Source organism: Exiguobacterium profundum (assembly GCF_001909285.1).
In the GTDB taxonomy this organism is placed as follows: Bacteria; Bacillota; Bacilli; order Exiguobacteriales; family Exiguobacteriaceae; genus Exiguobacterium; species Exiguobacterium profundum.
In genome coordinates, this window is the sequence record NZ_MRSV01000001.1 from 829,084 (window position 1) to 851,495 (window position 22,412).

The window sequence follows — 22,412 nt, forward strand, 5'->3', positions numbered from 1 at the left end:
CCTGCTTACGATGAAAAACTAAGTAGGCAAATAACTCCTCTGTTTTTTGTTTTTTTCACTTCACAAGATTTCCATCTTGTGTTCGTACCGAAAAACGATCTAGAAATTGTATGCGACAAGATTGATTGAGATTCTTTTGTTGAATCGCCTCATAGCGCTGGATGATACGCGGAATGACGTTATGAATCATCTGCTCTGTGATGGGCTTCAACAAGTAATGCGTGGCATGCAAATTGAACGCTTCAACGGCATACTGTTGATGGGCGGTCGTGAAGACGACTTGTGTCCGTTCCGGCAAATAGGTCGCCAATTCGAGCCCCGTCATTTCAGGCATCTCGATATCTAAAAAGACAAGGTCTACCGGGTGCTCTTGAATAAAAGTGAGAGCTTGAACCGGACTTTGGAATGAACCAATCCACTCAAGAGACGGCTCCTCTTTTACAATCCGCTCCATCATCCCTAAAATATGATGTTCATCTTCAATTAAAATCGTACGCATCTAGATGATTCGTCCTTTCCTGTTTTGGTAAACGCAGGTGAATGGTGGTGCCTTTTTTCAAAGTGGTTGCTAAGTCAAACGTTGCACCATGAAGGTGTTCGATTCGACTTTTAATATTGCAAATCCCAATCCCAGATGTTTTGTTTGATACGTTTGGATCAAAACCACTCCCTGTATCTTGAACATAAATCTCAATCATTCCGTTTCGTTCCTGGATAGAAAGTGTCAATCGCTTTTGTCCTGGGTGTCGATAGAGACCATGTCGCACGGCATTTTCAACGAGTGGTTGAATTAATAAAGGTGGAATCGAACAGTCGAGAAGAGATTCATCAATTTCTTTCTCGACGTAGAACGAATCACGGAATCGCGTCTGTTCAATGGCGAGATACGAGTCGATCATATCGACTTCTTGGCGAATCGATATCTCGTTTTCGGTTCGACCATTTTCAAAAATGAAGCGGACGTAAGTGCTCAAGTGACTGAGTAGACGAGCCGCATCGGGTGGAGACGTGTAACAGAGTGCAATCACATTTCCAAACGTATTGTAAAGGAAGTGAGGCTTGATTTGAGCGTTAAAGAAGGACATCTCGTGCTGAGAGGCCAACGCTTCAACTTGTTGTTTTTTTCTTTTTTTTTTAGACAGGTGAATCGGTAGAAGCAAAAACATCAATAGGAAATAGATGATGGTAAACGTATTGGCGTATAATTGCTGATTGGGCGAGACGATGAACGTCGACGTCATGATTCCGATATACCCGACGAGTTGGGCGAGTGTGAAAGTTAGTAACTCGAGCGGATTGCCTGTCTTGTACTTTTCAAGAAGCCATCCAATATTCAATCCGACCCAGAAGAACGTGATAAATAAAACGATCATCCATACAAAGTATTCATACACTTCGTAAACGGAAGAGGGCAGGAAGATGGCTAGTACAGTCAATCCATATAGTGGATATCTCGAAATGGCCAAAAACCGGTCAAATGACACACGTTCCAAACATCGCGAAAACTCGATTAACATGATGATACTCAGTATGGCTAAACTTAACGTCAACTTATCACTACCCGAGATCCACATGCCGTCTCGGGACATGATTGAAAAACTCGTCAACAAAAAGAAAGCTGTTCCGAAACCATACAACCGTTCATTTCGGTGAAAGAGATAGACGATGGCATAGAACATGGCAATCAAAAGTGAAATGAGCAACATGAAAAATTCGTAGCCGGCATAAGCGTTTTGAGTGGTCATGATGGCATGTAACGGTCCGACTAATATACTTTCTTCGATGGGTGCGAAATTACCTGCCTGTCGTTCATGTTGAATCGTCAGTCGGAATTGTTTTGTCTCATCATCGAGCAAGAGCAGAGACGGCTGCTCGACGAGACGATTGTTTCCAATTTGTATCGTTTCAACCATTTTCCCATCTATCAAAATCGTAGAGGAGGATAGGGACTTTGGAATGAGCAAGGCATACGTACCGGTTGGCAACGCGATATCGAGTTCATAGGTAGATTCACGATAAGGGGTTGTAAACGGAATGGTTCGATAGGAGCGGCGATCAACTTGGGTGACAATCCCTGACTCATAGCGCCATGAGCCGTCTAGTCGCAAAATCTCTTCGTCGACAGTAGAAGAGAGAAGAGAAGCTTCGCCCTTGTTAACGGTGACGATCGGATTGATTGACTGATGTCGAATCAATAAAGTGAGACTGACGCCAACCAACATCACAAGGATGAGGATAAACGTCATTCGATTACGCGTCATGAACACATTCCCTTCAATCTTTGTGAGTTTTTTGTGAGGTCATTCCGTTATTCTTTCTAATAGGTGAATGAATTTTTGAAGTGACTCTCCGTCTCATCATCGTACCCGAACTTTTTTTGTTTGTTTTTAAAAAGTCATTCACCGTACGAAGTGAGGCATTCTAAGAGTGAAGGAAGAAGGCATTCCATGAAACGTTGGATTGAACAACGCATTAGTCGACAAGTTATGACGATTTTCTATATATTGATTGCCTTAGTGACACTCACATCGATTGGGACCTATTTTTATACACAGCAATCGATTCAAGAGACGACCGTAAAATTAGAACGAATCAGTGAGCAACGTGCACGGGCGACAGACCTGTTTGAAACGTGGCAATCGATGCAATATGAATTACGAGGGCACGTCCTGTTAGGAGAACGTGCGCTATTAGAAGAAGTAAGAACGGCTCAAACGAACATCGACGAGCAAACGACATGGTTCGAAGAACAGGCAAGAAACGCGGAAGAAGTACAGTTCGCAGAAGATGCAAGACTTCTCTTCTCGATCTATACGACACGCGTCATGCCGGCACTTGAACAATATGTGGTTGCGAAGCAGGCAGGAGAAATCGATGAATCGTTCCTGCAGATGCGCACCGTAGGGCAATTCATGCAAAAAAATGAAACATCGACTCAGACGCGATTTAAACTGAACTCAAGTAGTGCTGCCGATATGAGTGCGAGCATCGTCGATATGGAGTCGGTCTTTACCGACTATCGACAAAATCTTGATTTTCAAGAAAGTGAATTGCGAGATGCGCTATCAAAACAGTTAGTGAAAGCCCAATGGATTTGGCTTTTGATTCTACTCGGGGCATTGTTCATATTGTTTGTCGGGTTGCAGCCATATATTTTAAGGTTGACCAATCAACTGCAGACGCTGATGGTAAACAGTGAGCGTCTCGCGAGCAACCCGAGCGCGACACTCATCCCGATTAAACCGCTACAAAACGAAGTCGGACAGTTGTCGAAAGCGTTTAATGAGATGGCGACCTCACTTCGGACCCAACAAGATCAAGTCGATCTCGAACGTGAGAAGACCGCTCGAATTTTGCACACGATGCGCGATTCTATCGTCTATACGGAACTCAAAACGAATGAACGCTTTGGTAACAGTGCGCTCTTTGACTTATATGAACATCCGATTCCGACTACAGAACGGGGCAGTCTATACCCAATTGCGATGTACTATCCGATGTTCATGAACCAGATTGATGATCAAGAGGGATTGAACGGTTTCACGAAGCGTGCTAAAGAAGAAGGCATGTTCGACGAAACGTTCACCTATACGATGCAAGAGGGTCAGAAAACGATCCGCATGTACGCCGAACCGATTGATCTTCAAAATGAACGTGTGGGTGTCATCTTCGTCTCACGAGATATTACCCAGGAAACAGAAGTCAATCGCTTGAAGACAGAACTTGTGGCGACAGTATCCCATGAGCTTCGGACGCCCCTTACCTCGATTCTCGGTTTTTCAGAACTGCTCAAAAGTCGTCAATTGGAAAACACGAAGCGAGAGCGCTATTTAGACATGATTGCGAGTGAGACAAAGCGGCTCGAACGACTCGTGAGTGACTTGCAAAAAATTCAAAAAATGGAGGCGGGTATGAGCGTACCTGACTTTAAAGTAGAGAGTCTATACGATTTATTATCAGATCTCCTCGAAATCCACGCAGGGTCGACAGAGCATCATTTCTTCCACTTTGATTGTGAAGAATCGCTATTTGTCGCGGGAGATCCGGCCCAATTACGTCAAGTCTTCTCGAACATCTTGAACAATGCCATCAAGTATTCTCCAAGAGGTGGGAATGTGACAGTCGATGTCACGTGTGAAGATGACACGATTCAAATCGGGATCACGGATGAAGGGTTAGGACTTTCGGAAGAAGATGCAGCACGAATCTTTGATAAATTTTATCGTTCGGCATCAGAAGAAAGTAAACGGATTGGTGGAACCGGATTAGGTTTAGCAATCTGTAAAGAAATCGTTCAACTGCACGGTGGTACCATCTCTGTTCAATCTCAACTAGGAGAAGGAACGACGATGATTGTCGAGTTACCGATGGTCGACCATGTCAATGAAGAGAGTTCATCCTAATTTATGGGATGAACTTTTTTTGAAAAAACGTTGAATGTCACGCTCGTTTGGTACGATATAGAGAGTGAATCATGTTATAGGATGAAAGGAAGACGATTATGCTACGCGGATTATATACAGCAGCGGGAGCGATGAATGCCCTGCAGCGCCAACAAGAGATTTTGAGCAACAACCTTGGTAACGTGAGAACACCAGGCTTCAAAGCGTCTGATGGCGTGGTACGTTCGTTTCCGGAGATGCTTCTTGCACAAGTCAGCAATCCGGATAACGCGAAATCGCGCGTGAAGGGAGAAGTAGGTACCCTATCAATGGGCGTCTATCTTCAAGAAACAATGCCCCGTTTCTCAGCTGGAAGTATCACAGAATCCGGTAGCCCGACCGACTTGTATTTAAAGGCACCTACTGATTTTGCGGGAGCCCCGATGTTTGCAGTCGAACAAGGCGGCGAGACGTTGTATACGACAAATGGACGCTTCTCGATCGATGAGGCGCTCTTCCTTCGTTCTGCGGACGGCGGATATATCCTTTCTGATGAAGGGGAACGAATCCAACTGCCATCGAGCGAGTTTCAAGTAGGGAAAGATGGTGTCATCACATCGCTTGGACAAAACGTGGCGACTCTTGGTGCCTACCAAATCGATGACTTGACGACTCTTGAACAAGTCGGCAATGACTGGCGTGTGACGGGTGATGCCCCGGCGCCGGCCCAGGTCGAAGTACTACAAGGATTTATTGAAGAAGCGAACGTCAACCTCGACCAGACGATGGCAGACTTGATGATGACGTATCGTCAGTTTGAGGCGAATCAAAAGGTCGTCCAAGCGTATGATAAAAGTGCCGAGCGAGCAATCGAAATCGCTCGTATTCGTTAAGGAGGAACACCATGCAGTCCATTTATAACTCGGTCAACTCTCTGTCTCAACTTCAGCGTCAATTAGATGTGACAGGTCACAATATCGCAAACGTCGATACGGTCGGCTTTAAGCGTCAACAGGGGCATTTTGCTTCGCTATTGTCGCAGGCGTATAACAACCAACCGCGTCCCGAATTCGAAGTCGGTCGAGACACACCGAACGGGATTCGGATTGGAGTCGGGGGACATGTCGCCGATATTACACAGCAGTTCAATATCGGACAAGTACGTACGACAGATCGTGGATTGGACGTCTTTTTAAAGGCGAGCCGTCAATTTTTTGTCTTGGTTACGCCGAACGGTGTCGGGGTGACTCGAAGTGGAAACATGCAATTGTCAGTCGGTGACGAGACGACGCTCGTTGATGTGAACGGGAATCCGCTTCTTGGAGATGACGGTAATCCAATCACGATGCCGAACGATGCGACGAATCAGCGCATTCGTCAAGACGGTGTGGTCGTTGCGAGTGTGAATGGCGTTGAACAAGAATTCGGACGTCTCGACATCGTAGAAGTCCGCAATACGTCGGAATTACGTCCGCTCGGAGATAACGTGTTCGCAGCGGATTTGGAGACCGAAGTCGATCGTCCACTCGGAAATCTATTGATTGAAGGGACACTCGAGTCATCGAACGTTGATTTGACGAAAGAGATGACTGATATGACAATCACACAACGAGCATATCAAATGAACTCACGGGCGATGTCAATGAGCGATCAGATGATGGGGCTTGTCACGGCGTTACGTCCATAACGCATACCGCTTCTCGAGCCGAGAAGCGGTTTTTTTATAGACAAAGGGGGAGAAGCATCAATGCGGATTGTAGTCGCGATGGATTCATTCAAAGGCTCACTTTCGAGTATGGAAGCAAATCAAGCGGTCCTTCGTGCGCTTGAAGGGCATGAGGTCACCATCATACCGATCTCTGACGGAGGAGAAGGTTTTTTGGATGCTTGGATTGCGACACATGCAGAAGGAACCATTATAGAAGAAAATGTCGTGTGCTTGGATGGAATACAGCGCGTTGCACGTTTTGGTTTCGAGCCGTCAACGAGGCACGCGGTAATCGAAGTGGCGGAAACAGCAGGATTGACACTCCTCGCTCATGTCGATCCGTGGCGCTACAGTTCAGTCGGAGTCGGTCAACAGATCGTTCAAGCGCTAGAGCGTGGGGCGAAGATCATCACCATCGGGCTCGGAGGGAGCGGAACTATGGATGGTGGGAAAGGATTGCTTGAGGCGTTGGGTGTTCGTTTTCTTGATGCGAACGGTGCTGTGTTATCGACCATTCCCCATCGACTAGAAGAAGTGGCATCAATTGATTGGTCCGGTCTTCATCCGCGTGCGCGCGAGGTCGTATGGAGAATGTCTTCCGATGTACAGAACCCATTGATTGGTGGAAGCGGAGCAGCCTATGTGTTCGGACCCCAGAAAGGATTGGCGGCAGATGTAGTGAAGCGATATGACCGGATCCTCGATCACTACGCGAACTGTTTTGAAGTGGATAGAAGAGCACTTCCTGGAGCAGGGGCGGCTGGCGGCATCGGCTTTGCACTATTGCAGCTTGGTGCAACCTACGTGAGTGGCATCGAAGAAGTGGTCAGTTGGTCTAAGCTCGAAGAACAGTTAGAAAAAGCAGATTGGCTGATTACAGGAGAGGGTAAATTTGACGCGCAAAGCTTTGAGGGAAAGGCACCGTATGGGTTGGCGCGCCTTGCACATACGCGCGGGGTCCCGACCCTCGTCTTCACCGGACAGTCCGATTACACATCGCATATGGAGTCCGGCATCGTCGCCATTTTTCCGATCGTGTCTCGGATCATGACGTTAGAAGAAGCGATTTGGGAAGCAGCTCCACTATTGAGGAATGCGGTCCAACGCGTGCGTCATGTCATTGAAAAGGCGCCACGACAGTAGTCGGGCGCCTTCGCATTCATAAAGAACGATCTTTTAGCAGATCACGAATCTCTGTCAACAGTTGCTCTTCTTTCGTTGGGGTCGGAATAGCAGCTTCCTCCACTTCTTTTTCACGCTGTAAACGATTGATGACTTTGACAATCAAGAAGAGGGCGATGGCGATCAAGAAGAAGGACACAATCTGTTGAATAAAATTGCCATATAACACGTCCACTCCGAGTACACTTGCTTTTAAGCTAAAAAAATCGATTCCTCCAATAATGATTCCGAGAAGCGGCATAAAGATATCATTGACGAGTGAGTTCACGATTGCAGTGAACGCTGCACCAAGTACGACAGCAATCGCCAAGTCGATGACGTTCCCCCGCATTGCGAATTTTTTAAATTCATTCCACATAGACAAACCTCCTGACGTTGAATAGTCTAAGCGTAGCATATTTGAAAGGGAAGAAATAAATCGTTCGACTTCTATCAGGGAAGGATGCTTGTTCGACTTTTCTGCATAGGGTACACTAAAAAGGTAGCAATTTACGCATTTTAATACCAGGTACTAATATGATATAATCATTTTAGCTGAAAGGATGGTTGGACGTGGCGAACGATGAACAGACGAGTTCGGAAGAACAAAAAGGTTCACCAGAACAAGAGACGAAGCAGAAAAAGCAATCGCGATTATCGAATCATCGTCGATTCCCGATTTTACTGCGCGTGCTCGTTGTTTTAGTGTTGGCAATCGCGATGCTCGCCCTCGGAGCGGTCATCGGATATAGCGTCATTGGCGGAGGCGATTGGAAAGATGTATTTGACATCGAGACCTGGCGCCATATCACCGATTTTTGGCTAACCTCTTAAAGGCGGTGGATGGATGTATACAATTGAGCAAATCAAAGAAGTAATCCCACACAGATACCCGTTTCTGTTAATTGATCGAATTATCGAAGTCGAGGAAAAGAAGCGTGCTGTTGGATTAAAAAATGTCACGGCGAATGAAGAGTTCTTTAACGGGCATTTCCCAGACTATAATGTCATGCCAGGTGTCTTGATTGTTGAAGCACTCGCACAAGTCGGTGCTTTTGCAATGTTGAAAGACGAATCGAATCGAGGCAAGCTCGCCTTTTTTGCAGGGATTGACAACTGCCGTTTCAAACGCCAAGTCGTCCCGGGTGATCAACTTCGCCTCGAGGTAGAAATCATGAAAATTCGTGGACCAATTGGTAAAGGACGTGCCGTGGCCACGGTCGACGGAGAAGTTGCTTGTGAAGCAGAACTCACTTTCGCCTTGAAGTAAGGAGAAATGGGATGCGTGCTTTAGTCATTGTATTATTAGTTGGCTTGATGACGATTGTGGGTTGTCAGCAGCTCCAGACAGAAGAGTCGAGTGAAGAGAACGTCGTTTACGAACAAAATGTGGATGAAACGATGATTGATAAACGTGCAGGACAGTCCGATGCAATCGCCGTTTCTCTTGAGCGAACGAATAACACGACGATGCTCTTCACGATTCGAATGCTCGAAAATCGTCGTCTTGATCCGACGACGGTCATGAGTTATGAGGTCGAAGGCGAACGCGTTGCGATTCCGTTTGGTGAACTGATTGCAGAGCGTGAAGAGGATATTCGGACGTATGAGTATCAGACGGACGTAGACCCGGATCTGTTCGTATCAGAGACACTTCCACTCTTCCATCTCGTTGAAGAAGGTGAATCGGAAATCACGATACCACTCGAAGTCATTAATTCGACAAATGGTGAATAAGAAACAGGCGATGTTGTCGAAAATCGCCTGTTTTTTTGTGGAGATAAGTCTATTCTATCCGATAAAAAGAGTAAGGAGAGAATGGAGGAATTTTGAGATGAAACAGAAATCAGAGTCGTTACAGACGCGCATTCTAGCATCAATGTTGGTCTTCGTCACGTTGCTCATCATTTTGTTTGGAGTAGTGCAATACTTCAGTACGAAGCATTCCGTACTCAGTACGTTACATGCGACGTTAATTGAAGATGGTGAACGGATTAGTGAATCATTGGATGTCGATGCCTATGCATCCTTCGTAGCGAATCCGTCAAAAAATGAGCAGTATGAGCAGTTTCGTGAATATTTAGATGCATATCGTCAGCAAATTGGAGCGATGTATGTATACACGATCGCCACAGAGGGTGAGGAAGTTCGAATGATCGTGGACGGATTGAGCGAAGCGGATGCCGCAGAAATCGGGTCTCCGACTACAGCGATGACGTATGAAGGAGCATCGCCCGCATTCCAAGGTGAGACCGTCGCAACCGATGTCATCGATGATCCGGAGTACGGGAAGTATGTGACGGTGCTCGTCCCGATTAAACAAGGGAACGAGGTAGTTGGGGTACTCGGAATTGATAAAGCTGCTACTGAGGTCTCCGCGATTACAGGAGATGTCTTAAAAGAGAGTTTAGTTCCAATCTTAATCGGTTTACTCGTGCTCCTTGTCGTTTCGGGAATCATCATCTGGCGTTATCTTGGCTGGAAATTGCGTCCACTTCAAGCGCTAGAACGTGTGGCCACATCCATTGCTGAAGGTGATTTGGCGACAGCGACGACTGCGGTTGAAGGTATTAAGTTAAAATCTAATGACGAAATCAAACGTCTGACGGTATCGATGGATAAGATGACACATATGTTAAAAGATTTGATTTCCGGCATTCAAACGTCAGCACAGACGGTACGGGATGAGAGTGGCAACGTTTCAGGTATCTCAGAAGAGGTAAATGATGCCTCTCGCCAAATTGCCTATACGATGGAAGAAATCGCAAGCGGTGTTGAGAATCAAAGTGTCTTGACGATGCGTCTTTACGGACATATGAATGAATTTTCGACACTTGTCGAGCAAACGACATCAGACGGAGAACAAGTGAGTGAGCAGGCGGAAGTCGTCAGTCGGGTGACGATGGATGGTCTACGTTACATGGAGAGTGCCGTCAATCAAATGACTCACATTCATGCGCAAGTGAAAACATCACAAGGACAAGTCCGCGACTTTGAACAACAAGCGGACGAGGTGACGGAACTGGTCACGATGATTCGTCAAATTTCACAACAGACAAACTTGCTTGCACTCAATGCAGCGATTGAAGCGGCTCGGGCCGGTGAACACGGAAAAGGGTTTGCCGTCGTCGCCTCGGAGATTCGGAAACTTTCGGATAGTGTCGCTGAGTCTGTCAGTGAAATTTCGGAAATCGTCGGAAGCGTCAAACAAAACTCGATTGCGCTCGGTCAAACCTTTACAGAGAGCATGACGGCTGCAGAGGAAGGGAAAGCGACACTTGAATCAACGAAGCGTGCGTTCACTGAAATCGAACAGAGCGTTCGTCACATGCAACAATTGACGAGTTCGATGCGTGGCCAACTCGATCGAGTGAAGACGAACCAGGACCACATTCAACATGGACTGTCTGAAATTGCTTCGATTTCAGAAGAAAGTACGGCCGGAAATGAGGAAGTGGCTGCTTCGACGGAACAGATGTCGGCGACGAGTGAGACGATGAATCGTCTCGTAAAAGATTTGTCGAGCACGGCAGAGGACATGCAACGAATGAGTCAACAGTTCAAGTTATAAACAGTCTCACTTCAGACAGACCTCTCGTGCGTCCGCTATAATGGGCGCAAGGGAGGTTTTTTCATGCAACATTTCTCTAGTGAACTGACACAGTTTCGGGGAAGTCATTATGACTTCGGACGATTTCAAGGAAAATATATTAAGCGCAGTCAATTGCTCGAAAATCGGACGGATCAGTGGAAACTACGCGTTCCGCGATTTGAGATTGATGCCACTGAGGCAAAGGCTGCCTTCGATGAATTTGCTCCAAAGATTTGGGAAGAGTTGATTGGGTTACAAGATGAGCTGAAGCTGTCGCTCAATGACACGTTACTTCATTTCGGACATTTTCGAGTCAACAATCCAATCAGCGGCTGTTCGATTTTGACGGGGGATAACTTTCTCGTTCGGAATTACGATTATCACCCGATGACGTATGACGGTCGATACAACGTCTTTCAACCGGATGACGGGTATGCGGTCATCGGACCGGTCTCTCGTGTCACCGGACGTATGGACGGAATGAATGAAAAAGGACTTGCCATGGGCTACAATTTCATCAATCGTCGTCGACCCGGGGACGGGTTTGTCTGTCAAATGATTGGACGAATCATTCTAGAAACATGTGCGACGGTGGAAGAAGCAGTCGATTTATTAAAAGAGATTCCGCATCGTGGGTCATTCACATACGTCGTCCATGACAAATCATCGAAAACACGTGTAATCGAGGCGACGCCTCGAGACATCAAAGTACGGGAATCGAATATCTGTACAAACCATTTTGAACTACTGCAACACGAGAATCGCTATCATCTTGATGATTCGACTCGTCGCATGATGGAAATCAAAGTCGTGCAACACTTGATTCAAGATGCGGAGAGCGCATTCCGTCTCATGAACGACACCGACAAGGGCGTCTTTTCAGAATTGTACAAGAGTTGGGCGGGAACGATTCATACGGCTGCTTATTTCCCTGAAACGCTCGAGACCTGGTTTGCGCTCGGTGGAGACCGTGACCCGGTCATCTTCGACTTCCAAAAATGGCTCGATGGGGAAGATTTCGATCTTCATGCACTTGACGGTGAATTGGCGACAGATATCGAGTTTGCGAATACGGTTCAACTTTGGCGCTGACGTTTGTCAGTGCTTTTTTTAGGAGAAACGGGAATACCCATTATAGGAGGGATGAAAGATGAAACGATTTGGAATCATACTCATCATGCTGACACTTGTTACACTACTCGGAGGTTGTGTTCCGGGTGACGGGACGTACACGACGGATCCGGCAGGTTTTTTCTGGGGTATTTGGCACGGATGGATTGCACCGATCTCACTCATTTTAGGATTATTCAATGATACGTATCGTGTGTATGAAGTGAACAATACCGGCTGGTTCTATGATTTAGGATTTTACATCGCTGTCATCAGTGGATTTGGTGGATTGACGTTGACGCGGAAAAGTCGAGGGTAATCTGGAGTGACCAAACGAGGTCACTCTTTTTAAAATCTTTTTTACCGTAAACGCTTGCATAAAAATATTTTTCATATTATGATTCAGGTGAAAATGATTTTAAGGAGGATTTATTCATGTCACGTCTCTTTGAACGAGCGCAACAATTCGGGAAATCGTTCATGTTGCCGATTGCTGTCTTACCGGCCGCTGGACTACTGTTAGGAATTGGGGGCGCCTTGTCTAACCCGAATACGGTGCAAGCGTACCCGTTCCTCGACATCGACTGGTTGCAACATCTATTCACTATTATGGCGGCTGCCGGTTCGATCGTATTCGCGAACTTGGCTGTGTTGTTTGCCATCGGTGTCGCTGTCGGACTCGCGAAGTCTGATAAAGGAACGGCCGGATTGGCGGCGATGCTTGGGTATTTGATTATGAATGCGACCATCAACGCAATGCTTCAGATTACTGGAGAGTTGATGGAAACGAACTTAGCGAGTGTCGGTCAAGGAATGGCGCTCGGAATTCAAACGCTTGAAACTGGTGTGTTCGGTGGGATCTTGATTGGGATTGTCACGGCGCTCTTGCATAACCGCTACAACAAGCAAGTGCTTCCACAGTTCCTCGGGTTCTTCAGCGGATCACGTTTTGTCCCAATCATCACGTCATTCGTTGCGATTGGTGTAGGGATTGGGCTCTACTTCATCTGGCCGACGGTGCAGAACGGGATTTTCTCGTTAGGTGGTCTCGTTGAAAAAACAGGATATATCGGAACATTCATTTATGGGTTCGTCCTTCGGATGCTTGGACCATTTGGATTGCACCATATCTTCTATATTCCGTTTTGGACCACTGGGCTCGGGGGCTCGATGGTCATTGACGGAACATTGATCGAAGGAACACAAAAGATTTTCTTCGCGCAGTTGGCTGACCCGAACACGACACAATTCTATGAAGGAACAGCACGATTTATGTCGGGTCGATTCATTACGATGATGTTTGGTCTTCTCGGTGCGGCGCTTGCCATGTATCACTGTGCAAAGCCGGAGCAAAAGAAAGTCGTGTTCGGGCTCTTGTTCTCGGCAGCACTCACCTCATTCTTGACGGGAATCACAGAGCCACTCGAATTCGCATTTTTGTTTGTCGCTCCGGTCCTCTATCTAGTACATGCTATCTTTGATGGACTTGCTTTTATGATGGCTCACATCTTTGAGATTACGATTGGTCAAACATTCTCTGGTGGGTTCATTGATTTTATCTTATTCGGGGTCTTACAAGGGAATGACAAGACGAACTGGATGCTCGTACCGGTCATCGGTGCCTTCTGGTTCTTGCTCTACTATGTAACGTTCCGTTTCCTCATCACAAAGTTCAATTTCATGACACCTGGACGATCGGATGAGACAGTGAAAACAGCAGACGTTGCGGCGTCGGATCGTACGTCAGCCATCATTGCGGCACTAGGTGGCGACGACAATATTGAGACGGTCGACTGCTGCGCGACACGCCTCCGCGTCACCGTCAACGACAATCAACATGTCCGCGAAGACTTGTTGAAAGAGACGGGCGCTCACGGGGTGGTTCAAAAAGGGAATGGAATTCAAGTAATCTACGGTCCTTCTGTTACAATTATTAAGAATGAAGTCCAAGAGGCGTTAGGCCGGGGCGAATAACGAATGTGTTGGAGGGAAGAACCGTGTGGGAGCAAATAAAACACGTGTATTCAGAAATGACGGGCAGTGAAAAAAAGATTGCGGATTATCTGATGGCAAACATGAATGAGGCAATCGAAATGAACATTACCGATTTAGCAAATGCGATTGCGACTTCACCAGGGACAATCACGCGGTTTTGCAAAAAAATCGGAGTGGGAAGTTATAGTTCACTGAAGCTCATGATGCAAAAGACGTTGACGGAAACGAATTTGCCCCAAACGACTTCGCTCGAACCGATGCAGCGGTCATACATTGAATTGATTCAGACGACCGCTCATTTAATTGATCAGGATGAACTACTTGCGATTTGTAAAGAGATTACATCGAGCCGATCCGTTCACTTATACGGATTAGGCAACGCCGGACTAGTGGCACAGGAAATGGAATACAGATTGAGACGGATGGGATTGTTGGCGACTACCGCTTTCGACAGTCACAGCATGGTCATGGACGCATCGATTGTCACGTCAGAAGACGTAGTCATTGCCTTTTCGAATAGTGGAGAAAGTCGAGAAGTCGTCCAGGCGATGCAACTCGCGAAAGAGTCGGGGTGTACGACAGTTGCATTCGTCGGTTATCAACATTCACCACTTGCTGAACTTGTCGACTATCGGTTGTTGACTGCCGGTGCCTCCGGTGAGGCATTCTTGATTAATACACAACTCCCACTTCTCTTCACAGCCGACGCGGTGACGAAGACATTGATGGAGACGAATGAAGCATTAAAAGCGCATTATCTACAAACACTTAAAGCGCTTGATCGTTTAAAAGAAAGAAGTGAATAACTATTATGATAACGTTACCGACTGGATTGATTGTTTCGTGCCAGGCTTTAGAAGGTGAACCGCTCCATAGTGAATTCATTATGGGACGGATGGCTATTGCGGCCGTTCAAGGTGGCGCCAAAGGAATTCGAGCCAATTCAGCGAGGGATATTCAAGAGATAAAAAAACACGTGACTGTTCCGATTATTGGTATCGTCAAACGTGACTATGAAGATAGTGACGTGTTCATCACAGCGACCATGAAAGAAATCGAGGAATTGATGGAAGTCGGTGTGGACGTCATCGCGCTCGACGCGACAAAGCGTCCTCGTCCGGGAAACCTGTCACTCCAAGAACTGGTTCACGCTATCCGCTCGATTTATCCGAATCAATTGTTGATGGCTGATTGCGCGACCCTCGAGGACTGCATTGAGGCGGATCGCCTTGGTTTCGACTATATCTCGACAACTTTGCACGGATATACAGACGAAACGAAAGGATCTCTTCTCTACCATGATGATTTCAAGTTTTTAAAAGATGTGTTAGACCACGTGACACAGCCGGTCGTGGCCGAGGGGAATATTTTGACACCTGAGATGGCAAAGCGTTGTATGGATTTAGGAACGCACGCGGTCGTTGTAGGGGGAGCCATCACCCGTCCGCATCAAATCACGGCACGATTCGATGCAGCGCTCACTTCGAGTGTGAAGAGTCCGCTGTAAGAATGGATCAATCAGGACGCTATTCAATACCTCACGACGCGATGGACGTCGTGAGGTATTTTTTATATATCGGTACAGGGAAAGACCAAACTGTTCGATATAATGAGTGTGGATGATTTTTAGCGTGGAGGTGCCATATGCACTCATATGAGTTTCAAATGTATCGGAATTTCGATGAGCTAGCGATTGACTTGATTGAGTTAGCAAAAGAAATAGTACCAGATAAACTAGTCTATCTCACGTCAATTGAGAATGACACCCAACATATACTCAAACTGTCCTCACAAGATTCTCCTATCCTACTTGAAGAAGGCATGTCCTTTGATTTGAAGGATACGGTATGTAATCGAATCGATTTCAATCAACGAGAAGTTTTGATGTATGAAGACATCGAATCGCAGATTGAATCGACGCGACTTCAGGCATTACTGCGCGAAGTGAACATCAAGTCGTATTTGGGAATCCCGATTCTGACGAAGAACGGGGATATTTTCGGTACGCTCTGTGTCGCCAATCATAAAAGCGCCCAGTACGATTAAAAAAGTGTCCGCTTGTTGAAGCGCGTGGTTCGTATGTTCAGTTACTATTTAGAACTCGAACGTCGTGCCTCACGGGATGAATTGACGGATCTTTATAACCGACATTACTTGAATAACTATTTTGAGACGAATCCGAATCAAGGTGGGGCACTGTTCTTGATTGATTTAGATGGGTTCAAATGGGTGAATGACACATTCGGTCATGATGAAGGGGACCTTGTCCTAAAAGAAGTGGCGCTTCGTCTGAGACGTTTGATGGAGCCGATACCTGATTCGAGAGTGTATCGTTTAGGTGGGGATGAATTCCTTATTAAAATCGCACATGCGTTATCAAAAGAGACTGTCATTGGGTATGCTGAACAAATCTTGTCTGTATTGAAAGAATGGGACGACCATCTCCCGTTATCAGCGAGCATCGGCATCGCTCAATATGATTCCGACGAACAGGCGGACCTCGGTCGATTATTGAAAGAGGCAGACATTGCACTGTATCAATCTAAATCGAGCGGGAAAAACACGTACAAGTTTTATAAATAACGTCAGAAGGCTAAACCGATGGATTACGATTGGTTTAGCCTTCTGTTTTCGCATTCAGCACCAACGAACCGATTGGCGTGAAAGGATCGAATAAAAAACGGGTAGTGATTAAGAGTTCGGTTTGCATCCCATAACGGCGACCGTATGATAATCACGGGAGTCCGGTCCACGTTGTACTGATACGTCCTTGAATCCGAGACTCACCGCTGCGGGGATAAATTGATTCCGAATCATATCGGAGATGTCGTTCCATTCGACATCACCTTTCCCGTCACAGTAGGTGATGACAAATGTGCCATTCGGTTTCAAGACGCGTTCGATTTCAGACAGAACGGTCGTGACATCTCTCCAGAAATATAGTGTGTGAACGCTGAACACGTGATTGACGAATGCGTCCATCATCTTAAATTGATGCATATCTCCTTGAATCAACTTCGCCCGTTTTGTTTGCATCGAAGCATGATTACGCTGTCGTGCTGAATCGAGAATCGTCTTCGAACGGTCGAGACCCATGACATGTACGTCAGGATGTCGTTGAAGGATGGTCGCCATCGCATCGCCGGCCCCGCACCCGAGCTCTAGAACGGTTGTACCAGGTTGAATGTCTAACTGTTCAATCGTCCATTCGACTTCGACCCGGTGTTGGCGTACCATCTTTTCCCCGATATACTTTCCGACGGGACCCCTTGGATTCTCGTATTGACTGTCAATCCATTTCAGTAGCACTTGTGGTAACACATCATCACCTCACTTCGAAAGTAGCTCGATTGTAGCACATCGATGAGACAAAGGAGTCAACAACATGCGTTCATTTTGGATACTCGGCAACCAACTCTCGCACGAACTTGCGATGTTGAAGGATATGAAAGAAGATGACGTCATCGTCATGATTGAGGCGACATCACGCGCATCGTGGCGTCCGTACCATAAACAAAAGCTCGTCCTGATCTTCTCTGCGATGCGCCACTTTGCGGAAGAATTGCGTGATAAAGGATATACCGTAGATTACCACGAAGCGGATTCGTTCCAAGAGGCGTGGGACAACCATGTGAAACAGTACAATCCGGACGAAATTCATATCACCGCCGTCACGGACGAACCGATGGCGAAAAAACTGAAACAGTTCGGTAAGAAACATCACCTTGTCGAACATACGGATGTCCCGCTCTTCTACTTATCAAAAAAGGAAGCGACCGAGACGCTCGGAAATGAACCGTGGCGGATGGATCGTTTTTATCGTTACATGCGTAAGCGATTCGACGTATTACTCGAAGACGGGAAGCCTCGCGGTGGAAAATGGTCATTTGATACGGATAACCGAAAACCACCGAAAGAAGGACTATCGTTTCCATCTGCCATCCATTTCCGTCCAGATTCGATCACGAAAGACGTCATCGAAAAAGTCGAGTCAACGTTCTCGGAGCATCCAGGAGAGGTGACCCCGTTCCATTGGCTGGTCACACATCATGAGGCGAGACGTGCGCTAAAACGGTTCGTAGAAGAGCGTCTTGAGACGTTCGGCCCGTATCAAGATGCGATGATGACGGATGAACCCGAGATGTCGCACAGCCTGTTGTCAGCTGCCATCAATATCGGTCTACTGACACCGCGAGAAGTCGTTGATGCGGCATGTCAGGCGGATGCACCGCTATCATCGATTGAAGGATTCGTCCGGCAAATCCTCGGTTGGCGGGAATATATGCGCGCCGTCTATCTCGCTGTCATGCCCGGTTATGAAGACGTGAACACGTTCAAGCATGAACGCGACTTACCGTCCTTCTTCTGGGATGCGAAGACGGATTTGAACTGTCTGCATCAAAGTTTGAAACCGGTCGTCGCGCATGCCCACAATCATCATATCCAGCGACTGATGGTGCTCGGAAACTATGCGACATTGTTCGAGATTTCACCGCAACAGACGAGCGACTGGTTCAACGAGATGTACATCGATGCCTATGACTGGGTCGTCTTACCGAACGTTCTTGGGATGGCCCTTCATGCGGACGGTGGAAAGCTCGCCACAAAACCGTATGTCGCTTCCGGAAAATATATCGACCGGATGAGTGACTACTGTCGAGATTGTCCATACAACCCGAAACATACGACAGAAGACGACGCCTGTCCGTTCAACGCCCTCTATTGGCGGTTCATCGATCGTCACGAGGAACGATTCTCGAAAAACCAGCGGATGAAGATGATGGTCCGCAATTGGCAAGGACGGGATGATGATGTGAAATCCGATATCTTAGCGAAAGCCGAACAGACGTTGACCGATTCCCCGTGAATCGGTTTTTTTTACGTTCTCTTCATGAAACTTTGCGATTTCTTTATCGTGTCTTTACAATCGTTCGTTACGATAGGAGCTGTGAGACCCCCTCACTCCAAGTGAATAGTTACCGGTAGAACCTTTGAGAGACCAACAGAAGCCCGTACGTCGATGACGTGTCGTTTCTGTTGGTCCTTTTTTGAAGAGAGGTTGATTCAAGTGAATGAAGCGATTGCACGAATCGGACAAGAACGGATGATTGCCTCCATCAAAAGTCCAAAACAAATCGAGGCGTTTTTACGGACAGATGTGACGACGACGTTTCTCATGATGGGAACGCTCAGTACACTCGACCGCTATGTGGCGCACTTAAAACGAGAAAATCGAACGGTCTTCCTCCACGCTGAGCGAATCAATGGCATCAGCCTCGACCGGGACGGGATCGATTACCTCGCCAAACGTGTCGGCGCCGATGGGATTGTCACGACGAAAGCATCCGTGCTCCAGCATGCGAAGCGAGCGGGGCTCTTGACGGTACAACGACTCTTTCTCGTCGACTCGGACGCGGTCACGAGCGGGCTCAAGCTCGCCGAGGCGCAACAACCGGATGCGATTGAACTCATGCCTGGTCTGATTCCGAGCGTCGTCGAGAAGATTTCTCGGGACGTCTCCTTTCCGATTGTGACAGGTGGCATGATTCGTCAACCGATTGACGTGCATCGCGCCCTCGATCATGGGGCATTCGCCGTATCGACCGGGGATGAACGACTTTGGCACGTACAAAGTCAGAAGGAGGAATTAGCATGAAATCGATACAACTACAACAACTGGCGAAATCATTCGGGGAGACGGAAATCATTCGAGGGATTGACGTGACGATTGAAGCAGGGGAGTTCTTCGCACTCGTCGGTCCGTCCGGCTGCGGGAAGAGTACGATGCTTCGGATGATAGCCGGGCTCGAATCCATCACAAGCGGAACGCTTCGCATCGACGGAGTGGCAGCAAACGGGATGAAGCCGAGTGAGCGTCACTTGTCGATGGTGTTCCAAAACTATGCCCTTTACCCACATATGACGGTTGAGAAAAATATCACGTTCGGTCTACATACGAAAGGACTGACGAAGCTTGAACAGCGGGAGCGTTGCCTACAGGCGGCGGAGACACTCGGGCTCACCGATTACTTAAAACGGAAACCGCGCGAACTCTCCGGTGGTCAGCGACAGCGTGTCGCCTTGGCACGTGCCATCGTGACCGAGGCACCCATTTGCCTGATGGATGAGCCGCTTTCGAACTTGGATGCGAAACTACGGGCAAAGATGCGTTCAGAGATTCGCCAGTTACAGCGAAAACTCGGACTGACGATGATTTATGTCACCCACGACCAAGTCGAGGCGATGACGATGGCGGACCGCATCATGCTCCTCAATGAGGGGGAAGTGCAACAAGTCGGGAAGCCGCTCGACTTATACAATAAACCGGCGAATACATTCGTCGCTTCTTTCATCGGATCACCTCCGATGAATCTAGTCGACGTGACACGACAAGAAAAAGGCTGGATGGCATCAGACGGGCGAATGTTTGATCCGAACACATTGACGGAGATGTCACAGGCGACACTCGGTGTCCGTCCTGAGCAAATAAAGCCGGCGGATGAAGATGTGACGTTTTACGCAGAACTGAAGAATATTGAAGTGCTCGGGACCGAGACAATTCTCGCTTTTGACATCGGGGGGAATGAATGGTTGGCAAAATGGCCGGGACAATGGCCGCTTACGGTCGGTAAAAAAGTGGCGTGTTATGTGGATCCGAAACAGATGTCGCTATTTGATACGAACGGACAGCGCATAGAGCCACGACAACCGAAACTGTTTGAGGCGTTGGAGGTGTTCCAATGACGGTCGCCTTACCGAGAGAGAAAGTCCGGACGCGGCTATCTGACGCAGCGAGCGGATTGTTGTACTTGTCTCCGTCTATCATCTTGTTTGGTGTCTTCCTCGTCTATCCACTGTTGCGAACGATTTATTTAAGCTTTTTCCGGACCGACTCACAGGGGACACCACTCGACTTTGTCGGAGTCGGGCACTATAGCAATTTGTTCACGAGTGCGGCATTTTGGCAAAGCATTCAGGCGACAGTCGGATTCGTCCTTTTGACGGTCCCGCTCACGATTTTGATTGCGCTCGGTCTCGCACTCCTCGCCAATGAGAAACTGAAAGGGATCGGTATTTTTCGGACGGTTTTCTCGGCGACGATGGGGATGAGCGTCGCGGCGTCATCGGTCATCTGGATGTTTATGTACAATCCGTCGATTGGTATCTTCAACCGGTTCCTCGAGGCTGTGGGGGCAAGTGGTGTACAGTGGCTCCTCGATCCACAATATGCGCTCCTTTCCGTGTCACTTGCGACCGTTTGGATGAATATCGGCTTCACCTTCTTGATTCTACTCGGCGGTCTGCAGAACATCGATCGGACGTTGTATGAGAGTGCGGACATTGCCGGGACGAGTTATTGGACGCAACTTCGGGCCATCACCATCCCGATGTTGTCACCGACACTTTTCTTCGTCGGGATCATCTCGCTGATCAACGCCTTCCAGACGTTTGGACAGATTGATTTATTGACGAAAGGTGGACCGACGAATGCGACGAATGTCATCGTCTATGCCATCTACAAAGATGCGTTTATCAATTATAACGTCGGCAGTGCCAGTGCCCAGGCCGTGCTCTTATTCATCGCCGTCCTTCTGTTGACGTGGCTCCAGTTCAAACTGGTCGAAAGGAAGGTGCATTACCAATGAGATTACGGAATATAGGCGTCTATGTCTTACTCATCCTGAGTGCCGTCGTCATGCTGTTTCCAATCGCCTATGCGTTTTCGATCAGTCTGATGGACGGGAAGGAAGTGCTCCAGGGACATCTCCTTCCACGTGAACCTTCATTGGAAAACTATGTGGCCGCGTTCGAACGCATCCCGATGATGACGTACCTGCTCAACAGTTTGATTGTCGCGCTCCTCGTGATGGTTGGACAGGTCGTATTATCGAGTCTTGCAGCATTCGCGTTCGTCTTCATCGACTTTAAAGGAAAAGGGCTCATCTTTATGCTTTTCCTGGCGACGATGATGGTGCCATGGGAAGCGACGATGGTCCCGAACTTTTTGACAATCCAGTCGCTCGGTTGGCTGAATAGTGTTTGGGGACTGTCTGTGCCGTTCTTCGCACTCGCATTCGGGACGTTTTTACTTCGGCAACAGTTCAAAACGATTCCGTATGAAATGTACGAGGCTTCCCAAATTGCCGGTATCAGTCGCTTCCGATTCTTTTGGAACGTCGTCTTGCCGGTATCGAAGACACCGCTCGTCACATTGTCGGTGTATAGCTTTTTGACGACTTGGAATATGTACTTATGGCCGCTTCTCGTCACGAACACGGAACAGGCGCGGACAGTCCAAATCGGCATCAAACAGATGCAGTCGAACGAAGTCGCCTCGGATTGGGGCGTCGTCATGGCAGCAGTCATCTTGATTATCATTCCGACACTTGTATTGTTGTTCGCAGGACAAAAGCACTTGCAAGAAGGATTGACGCAAGGCGCTATCAAATAATAGGGGGATATG

General features: G+C 47.5%; 24 protein-coding genes. 20 read left to right on the forward strand and 4 right to left on the reverse strand.

Annotation, left to right across the window (positions count from 1 at the left end; translation table 11 throughout):
- Positions 1-55: 55 nt before the first annotated feature.
- Both BBB58_RS15295 and BBB58_RS04495 read right to left on the reverse strand, forming a co-directional pair.
- Positions 56-499: a LytR/AlgR family response regulator transcription factor gene (locus BBB58_RS15295; RefSeq protein ID WP_244150666.1), complete on the reverse strand. Its 444-nt coding sequence runs from the start codon at positions 497-499 to the stop codon at positions 56-58.
- Positions 480-2,261, reverse strand: a complete 1,782-nt coding sequence (locus tag BBB58_RS04495; RefSeq protein WP_074035743.1) for a sensor histidine kinase — start codon at positions 2,259-2,261, stop codon at positions 480-482. The genes BBB58_RS15295 and BBB58_RS04495 overlap by 20 nt, the downstream gene beginning before the upstream one ends.
- A gap of 186 nt (positions 2,262-2,447) precedes the next feature.
- On the opposite strand from BBB58_RS04495, the gene BBB58_RS04500 reads away from it, so the two are divergent.
- The 4 genes from BBB58_RS04500 to BBB58_RS04515 all read left to right on the forward strand — a co-directional run bounded on the left by BBB58_RS04500 (position 2,448) and on the right by BBB58_RS04515 (position 7,233).
- The gene (locus BBB58_RS04500; RefSeq protein ID WP_074035745.1) at positions 2,448-4,403 is read left to right on the forward strand and encodes a HAMP domain-containing sensor histidine kinase; all 1,956 of its coding nucleotides are present in this window, start codon (positions 2,448-2,450) and stop codon (positions 4,401-4,403) included.
- A 98-nt stretch (positions 4,404-4,501) separates the two neighbouring features.
- Positions 4,502-5,275 carry a flagellar hook-basal body protein gene (locus BBB58_RS04505; protein ID WP_074035747.1) on the forward strand — a complete coding sequence of 258 codons (774 nt, stop codon included), beginning with the start codon at positions 4,502-4,504 and terminating at the stop codon, positions 5,273-5,275.
- Positions 5,276-5,286: 11 nt separating this feature from the next.
- Complete coding sequence (locus BBB58_RS04510) at positions 5,287-6,069, forward strand: flagellar hook-basal body protein (protein ID WP_074035749.1); 783 nt, start codon at positions 5,287-5,289, stop codon at positions 6,067-6,069.
- 60 nt (positions 6,070-6,129) lie between these two features.
- Complete coding sequence (locus BBB58_RS04515) at positions 6,130-7,233, forward strand: glycerate kinase family protein (RefSeq protein WP_074035751.1); 1,104 nt, start codon at positions 6,130-6,132, stop codon at positions 7,231-7,233.
- A 16-nt stretch (positions 7,234-7,249) separates the two neighbouring features.
- On the opposite strand, the gene mscL is transcribed toward BBB58_RS04515, so the two are convergent.
- A complete protein-coding gene (gene mscL / locus BBB58_RS04520; protein ID WP_074035753.1) occupies positions 7,250-7,630 on the reverse strand; it encodes a large conductance mechanosensitive channel protein MscL in 381 nt (126 codons plus the stop codon).
- Between the two features lie 194 nt (positions 7,631-7,824).
- Here mscL and BBB58_RS04525 point away from each other — a divergent pair, with 194 nt between their 5' ends.
- The 11 genes from BBB58_RS04525 to BBB58_RS15305 all read left to right on the forward strand — a co-directional run bounded on the left by BBB58_RS04525 (position 7,825) and on the right by BBB58_RS15305 (position 16,531).
- The gene (locus tag BBB58_RS04525) at positions 7,825-8,085 is read left to right on the forward strand and encodes a DNA-directed RNA polymerase subunit beta (protein ID WP_031422281.1); all 261 of its coding nucleotides are present in this window, start codon (positions 7,825-7,827) and stop codon (positions 8,083-8,085) included.
- Positions 8,086-8,098: 13 nt separating this feature from the next.
- Positions 8,099-8,521, forward strand: coding sequence for a 3-hydroxyacyl-ACP dehydratase FabZ (gene fabZ / locus BBB58_RS04530; RefSeq protein ID WP_031422282.1), 423 nt, complete (start codon positions 8,099-8,101; stop codon positions 8,519-8,521).
- 11 nt (positions 8,522-8,532) lie between these two features.
- The gene (locus tag BBB58_RS04535; protein ID WP_074035755.1) at positions 8,533-8,988 is read left to right on the forward strand and encodes a hypothetical protein; all 456 of its coding nucleotides are present in this window, start codon (positions 8,533-8,535) and stop codon (positions 8,986-8,988) included.
- A 97-nt stretch (positions 8,989-9,085) separates the two neighbouring features.
- Positions 9,086-10,822 carry a methyl-accepting chemotaxis protein gene (locus BBB58_RS04540; protein WP_074035757.1) on the forward strand — a complete coding sequence of 579 codons (1,737 nt, stop codon included), beginning with the start codon at positions 9,086-9,088 and terminating at the stop codon, positions 10,820-10,822.
- Positions 10,823-10,885: 63 nt separating this feature from the next.
- On the forward strand, positions 10,886-11,935 hold the full coding sequence (locus BBB58_RS04545; RefSeq protein WP_074035759.1) for a C45 family autoproteolytic acyltransferase/hydrolase: 1,050 nt from the start codon (positions 10,886-10,888) through the stop codon (positions 11,933-11,935).
- A 58-nt stretch (positions 11,936-11,993) separates the two neighbouring features.
- On the forward strand, positions 11,994-12,272 hold the full coding sequence (locus BBB58_RS04550; protein WP_012727334.1) for a hypothetical protein: 279 nt from the start codon (positions 11,994-11,996) through the stop codon (positions 12,270-12,272).
- 116 nt (positions 12,273-12,388) lie between these two features.
- The gene (locus tag BBB58_RS04555; RefSeq protein ID WP_074035761.1) at positions 12,389-13,927 is read left to right on the forward strand and encodes a maltose/glucose-specific PTS transporter subunit IIC; all 1,539 of its coding nucleotides are present in this window, start codon (positions 12,389-12,391) and stop codon (positions 13,925-13,927) included.
- A gap of 23 nt (positions 13,928-13,950) precedes the next feature.
- Positions 13,951-14,754, forward strand: a complete 804-nt coding sequence (locus tag BBB58_RS04560; RefSeq protein WP_012727332.1) for a MurR/RpiR family transcriptional regulator — start codon at positions 13,951-13,953, stop codon at positions 14,752-14,754.
- 5 nt (positions 14,755-14,759) lie between these two features.
- A complete protein-coding gene (locus BBB58_RS04565) occupies positions 14,760-15,455 on the forward strand; it encodes an N-acetylmannosamine-6-phosphate 2-epimerase (protein WP_074035763.1) in 696 nt (231 codons plus the stop codon).
- A gap of 137 nt (positions 15,456-15,592) precedes the next feature.
- The gene (locus tag BBB58_RS15300) at positions 15,593-15,994 is read left to right on the forward strand and encodes a GAF domain-containing protein (RefSeq protein WP_244150667.1); all 402 of its coding nucleotides are present in this window, start codon (positions 15,593-15,595) and stop codon (positions 15,992-15,994) included.
- A gap of 24 nt (positions 15,995-16,018) precedes the next feature.
- Positions 16,019-16,531 carry a GGDEF domain-containing protein gene (locus tag BBB58_RS15305; RefSeq protein WP_244150775.1) on the forward strand — a complete coding sequence of 171 codons (513 nt, stop codon included), beginning with the start codon at positions 16,019-16,021 and terminating at the stop codon, positions 16,529-16,531.
- A 108-nt stretch (positions 16,532-16,639) separates the two neighbouring features.
- Here BBB58_RS15305 and BBB58_RS04575 read toward each other — a convergent pair whose 3' ends face one another.
- Complete coding sequence (locus tag BBB58_RS04575; RefSeq protein WP_074035765.1) at positions 16,640-17,269, reverse strand: class I SAM-dependent methyltransferase; 630 nt, start codon at positions 17,267-17,269, stop codon at positions 16,640-16,642.
- Positions 17,270-17,333: 64 nt separating this feature from the next.
- On the opposite strand from BBB58_RS04575, the gene BBB58_RS04580 reads away from it, so the two are divergent.
- From BBB58_RS04580 to BBB58_RS04600, 5 genes are all read left to right on the forward strand, one after another.
- Positions 17,334-18,815 carry a cryptochrome/photolyase family protein gene (locus tag BBB58_RS04580; RefSeq protein ID WP_074035766.1) on the forward strand — a complete coding sequence of 494 codons (1,482 nt, stop codon included), beginning with the start codon at positions 17,334-17,336 and terminating at the stop codon, positions 18,813-18,815.
- 201 nt (positions 18,816-19,016) lie between these two features.
- Positions 19,017-19,604, forward strand: coding sequence for a glycerol-3-phosphate responsive antiterminator (locus tag BBB58_RS04585; protein ID WP_084543122.1), 588 nt, complete (start codon positions 19,017-19,019; stop codon positions 19,602-19,604).
- Positions 19,601-20,692 carry an ABC transporter ATP-binding protein gene (locus BBB58_RS04590; RefSeq protein ID WP_074035770.1) on the forward strand — a complete coding sequence of 364 codons (1,092 nt, stop codon included), beginning with the start codon at positions 19,601-19,603 and terminating at the stop codon, positions 20,690-20,692. The genes BBB58_RS04585 and BBB58_RS04590 overlap by 4 nt, the downstream gene beginning before the upstream one ends.
- A complete protein-coding gene (locus tag BBB58_RS04595) occupies positions 20,689-21,594 on the forward strand; it encodes a carbohydrate ABC transporter permease (RefSeq protein ID WP_074035772.1) in 906 nt (301 codons plus the stop codon). The genes BBB58_RS04590 and BBB58_RS04595 overlap by 4 nt, the downstream gene beginning before the upstream one ends.
- Complete coding sequence (locus tag BBB58_RS04600; RefSeq protein WP_047794841.1) at positions 21,591-22,400, forward strand: carbohydrate ABC transporter permease; 810 nt, start codon at positions 21,591-21,593, stop codon at positions 22,398-22,400. The genes BBB58_RS04595 and BBB58_RS04600 overlap by 4 nt, the downstream gene beginning before the upstream one ends.
- Positions 22,401-22,412: the final 12 nt, after the last annotated feature.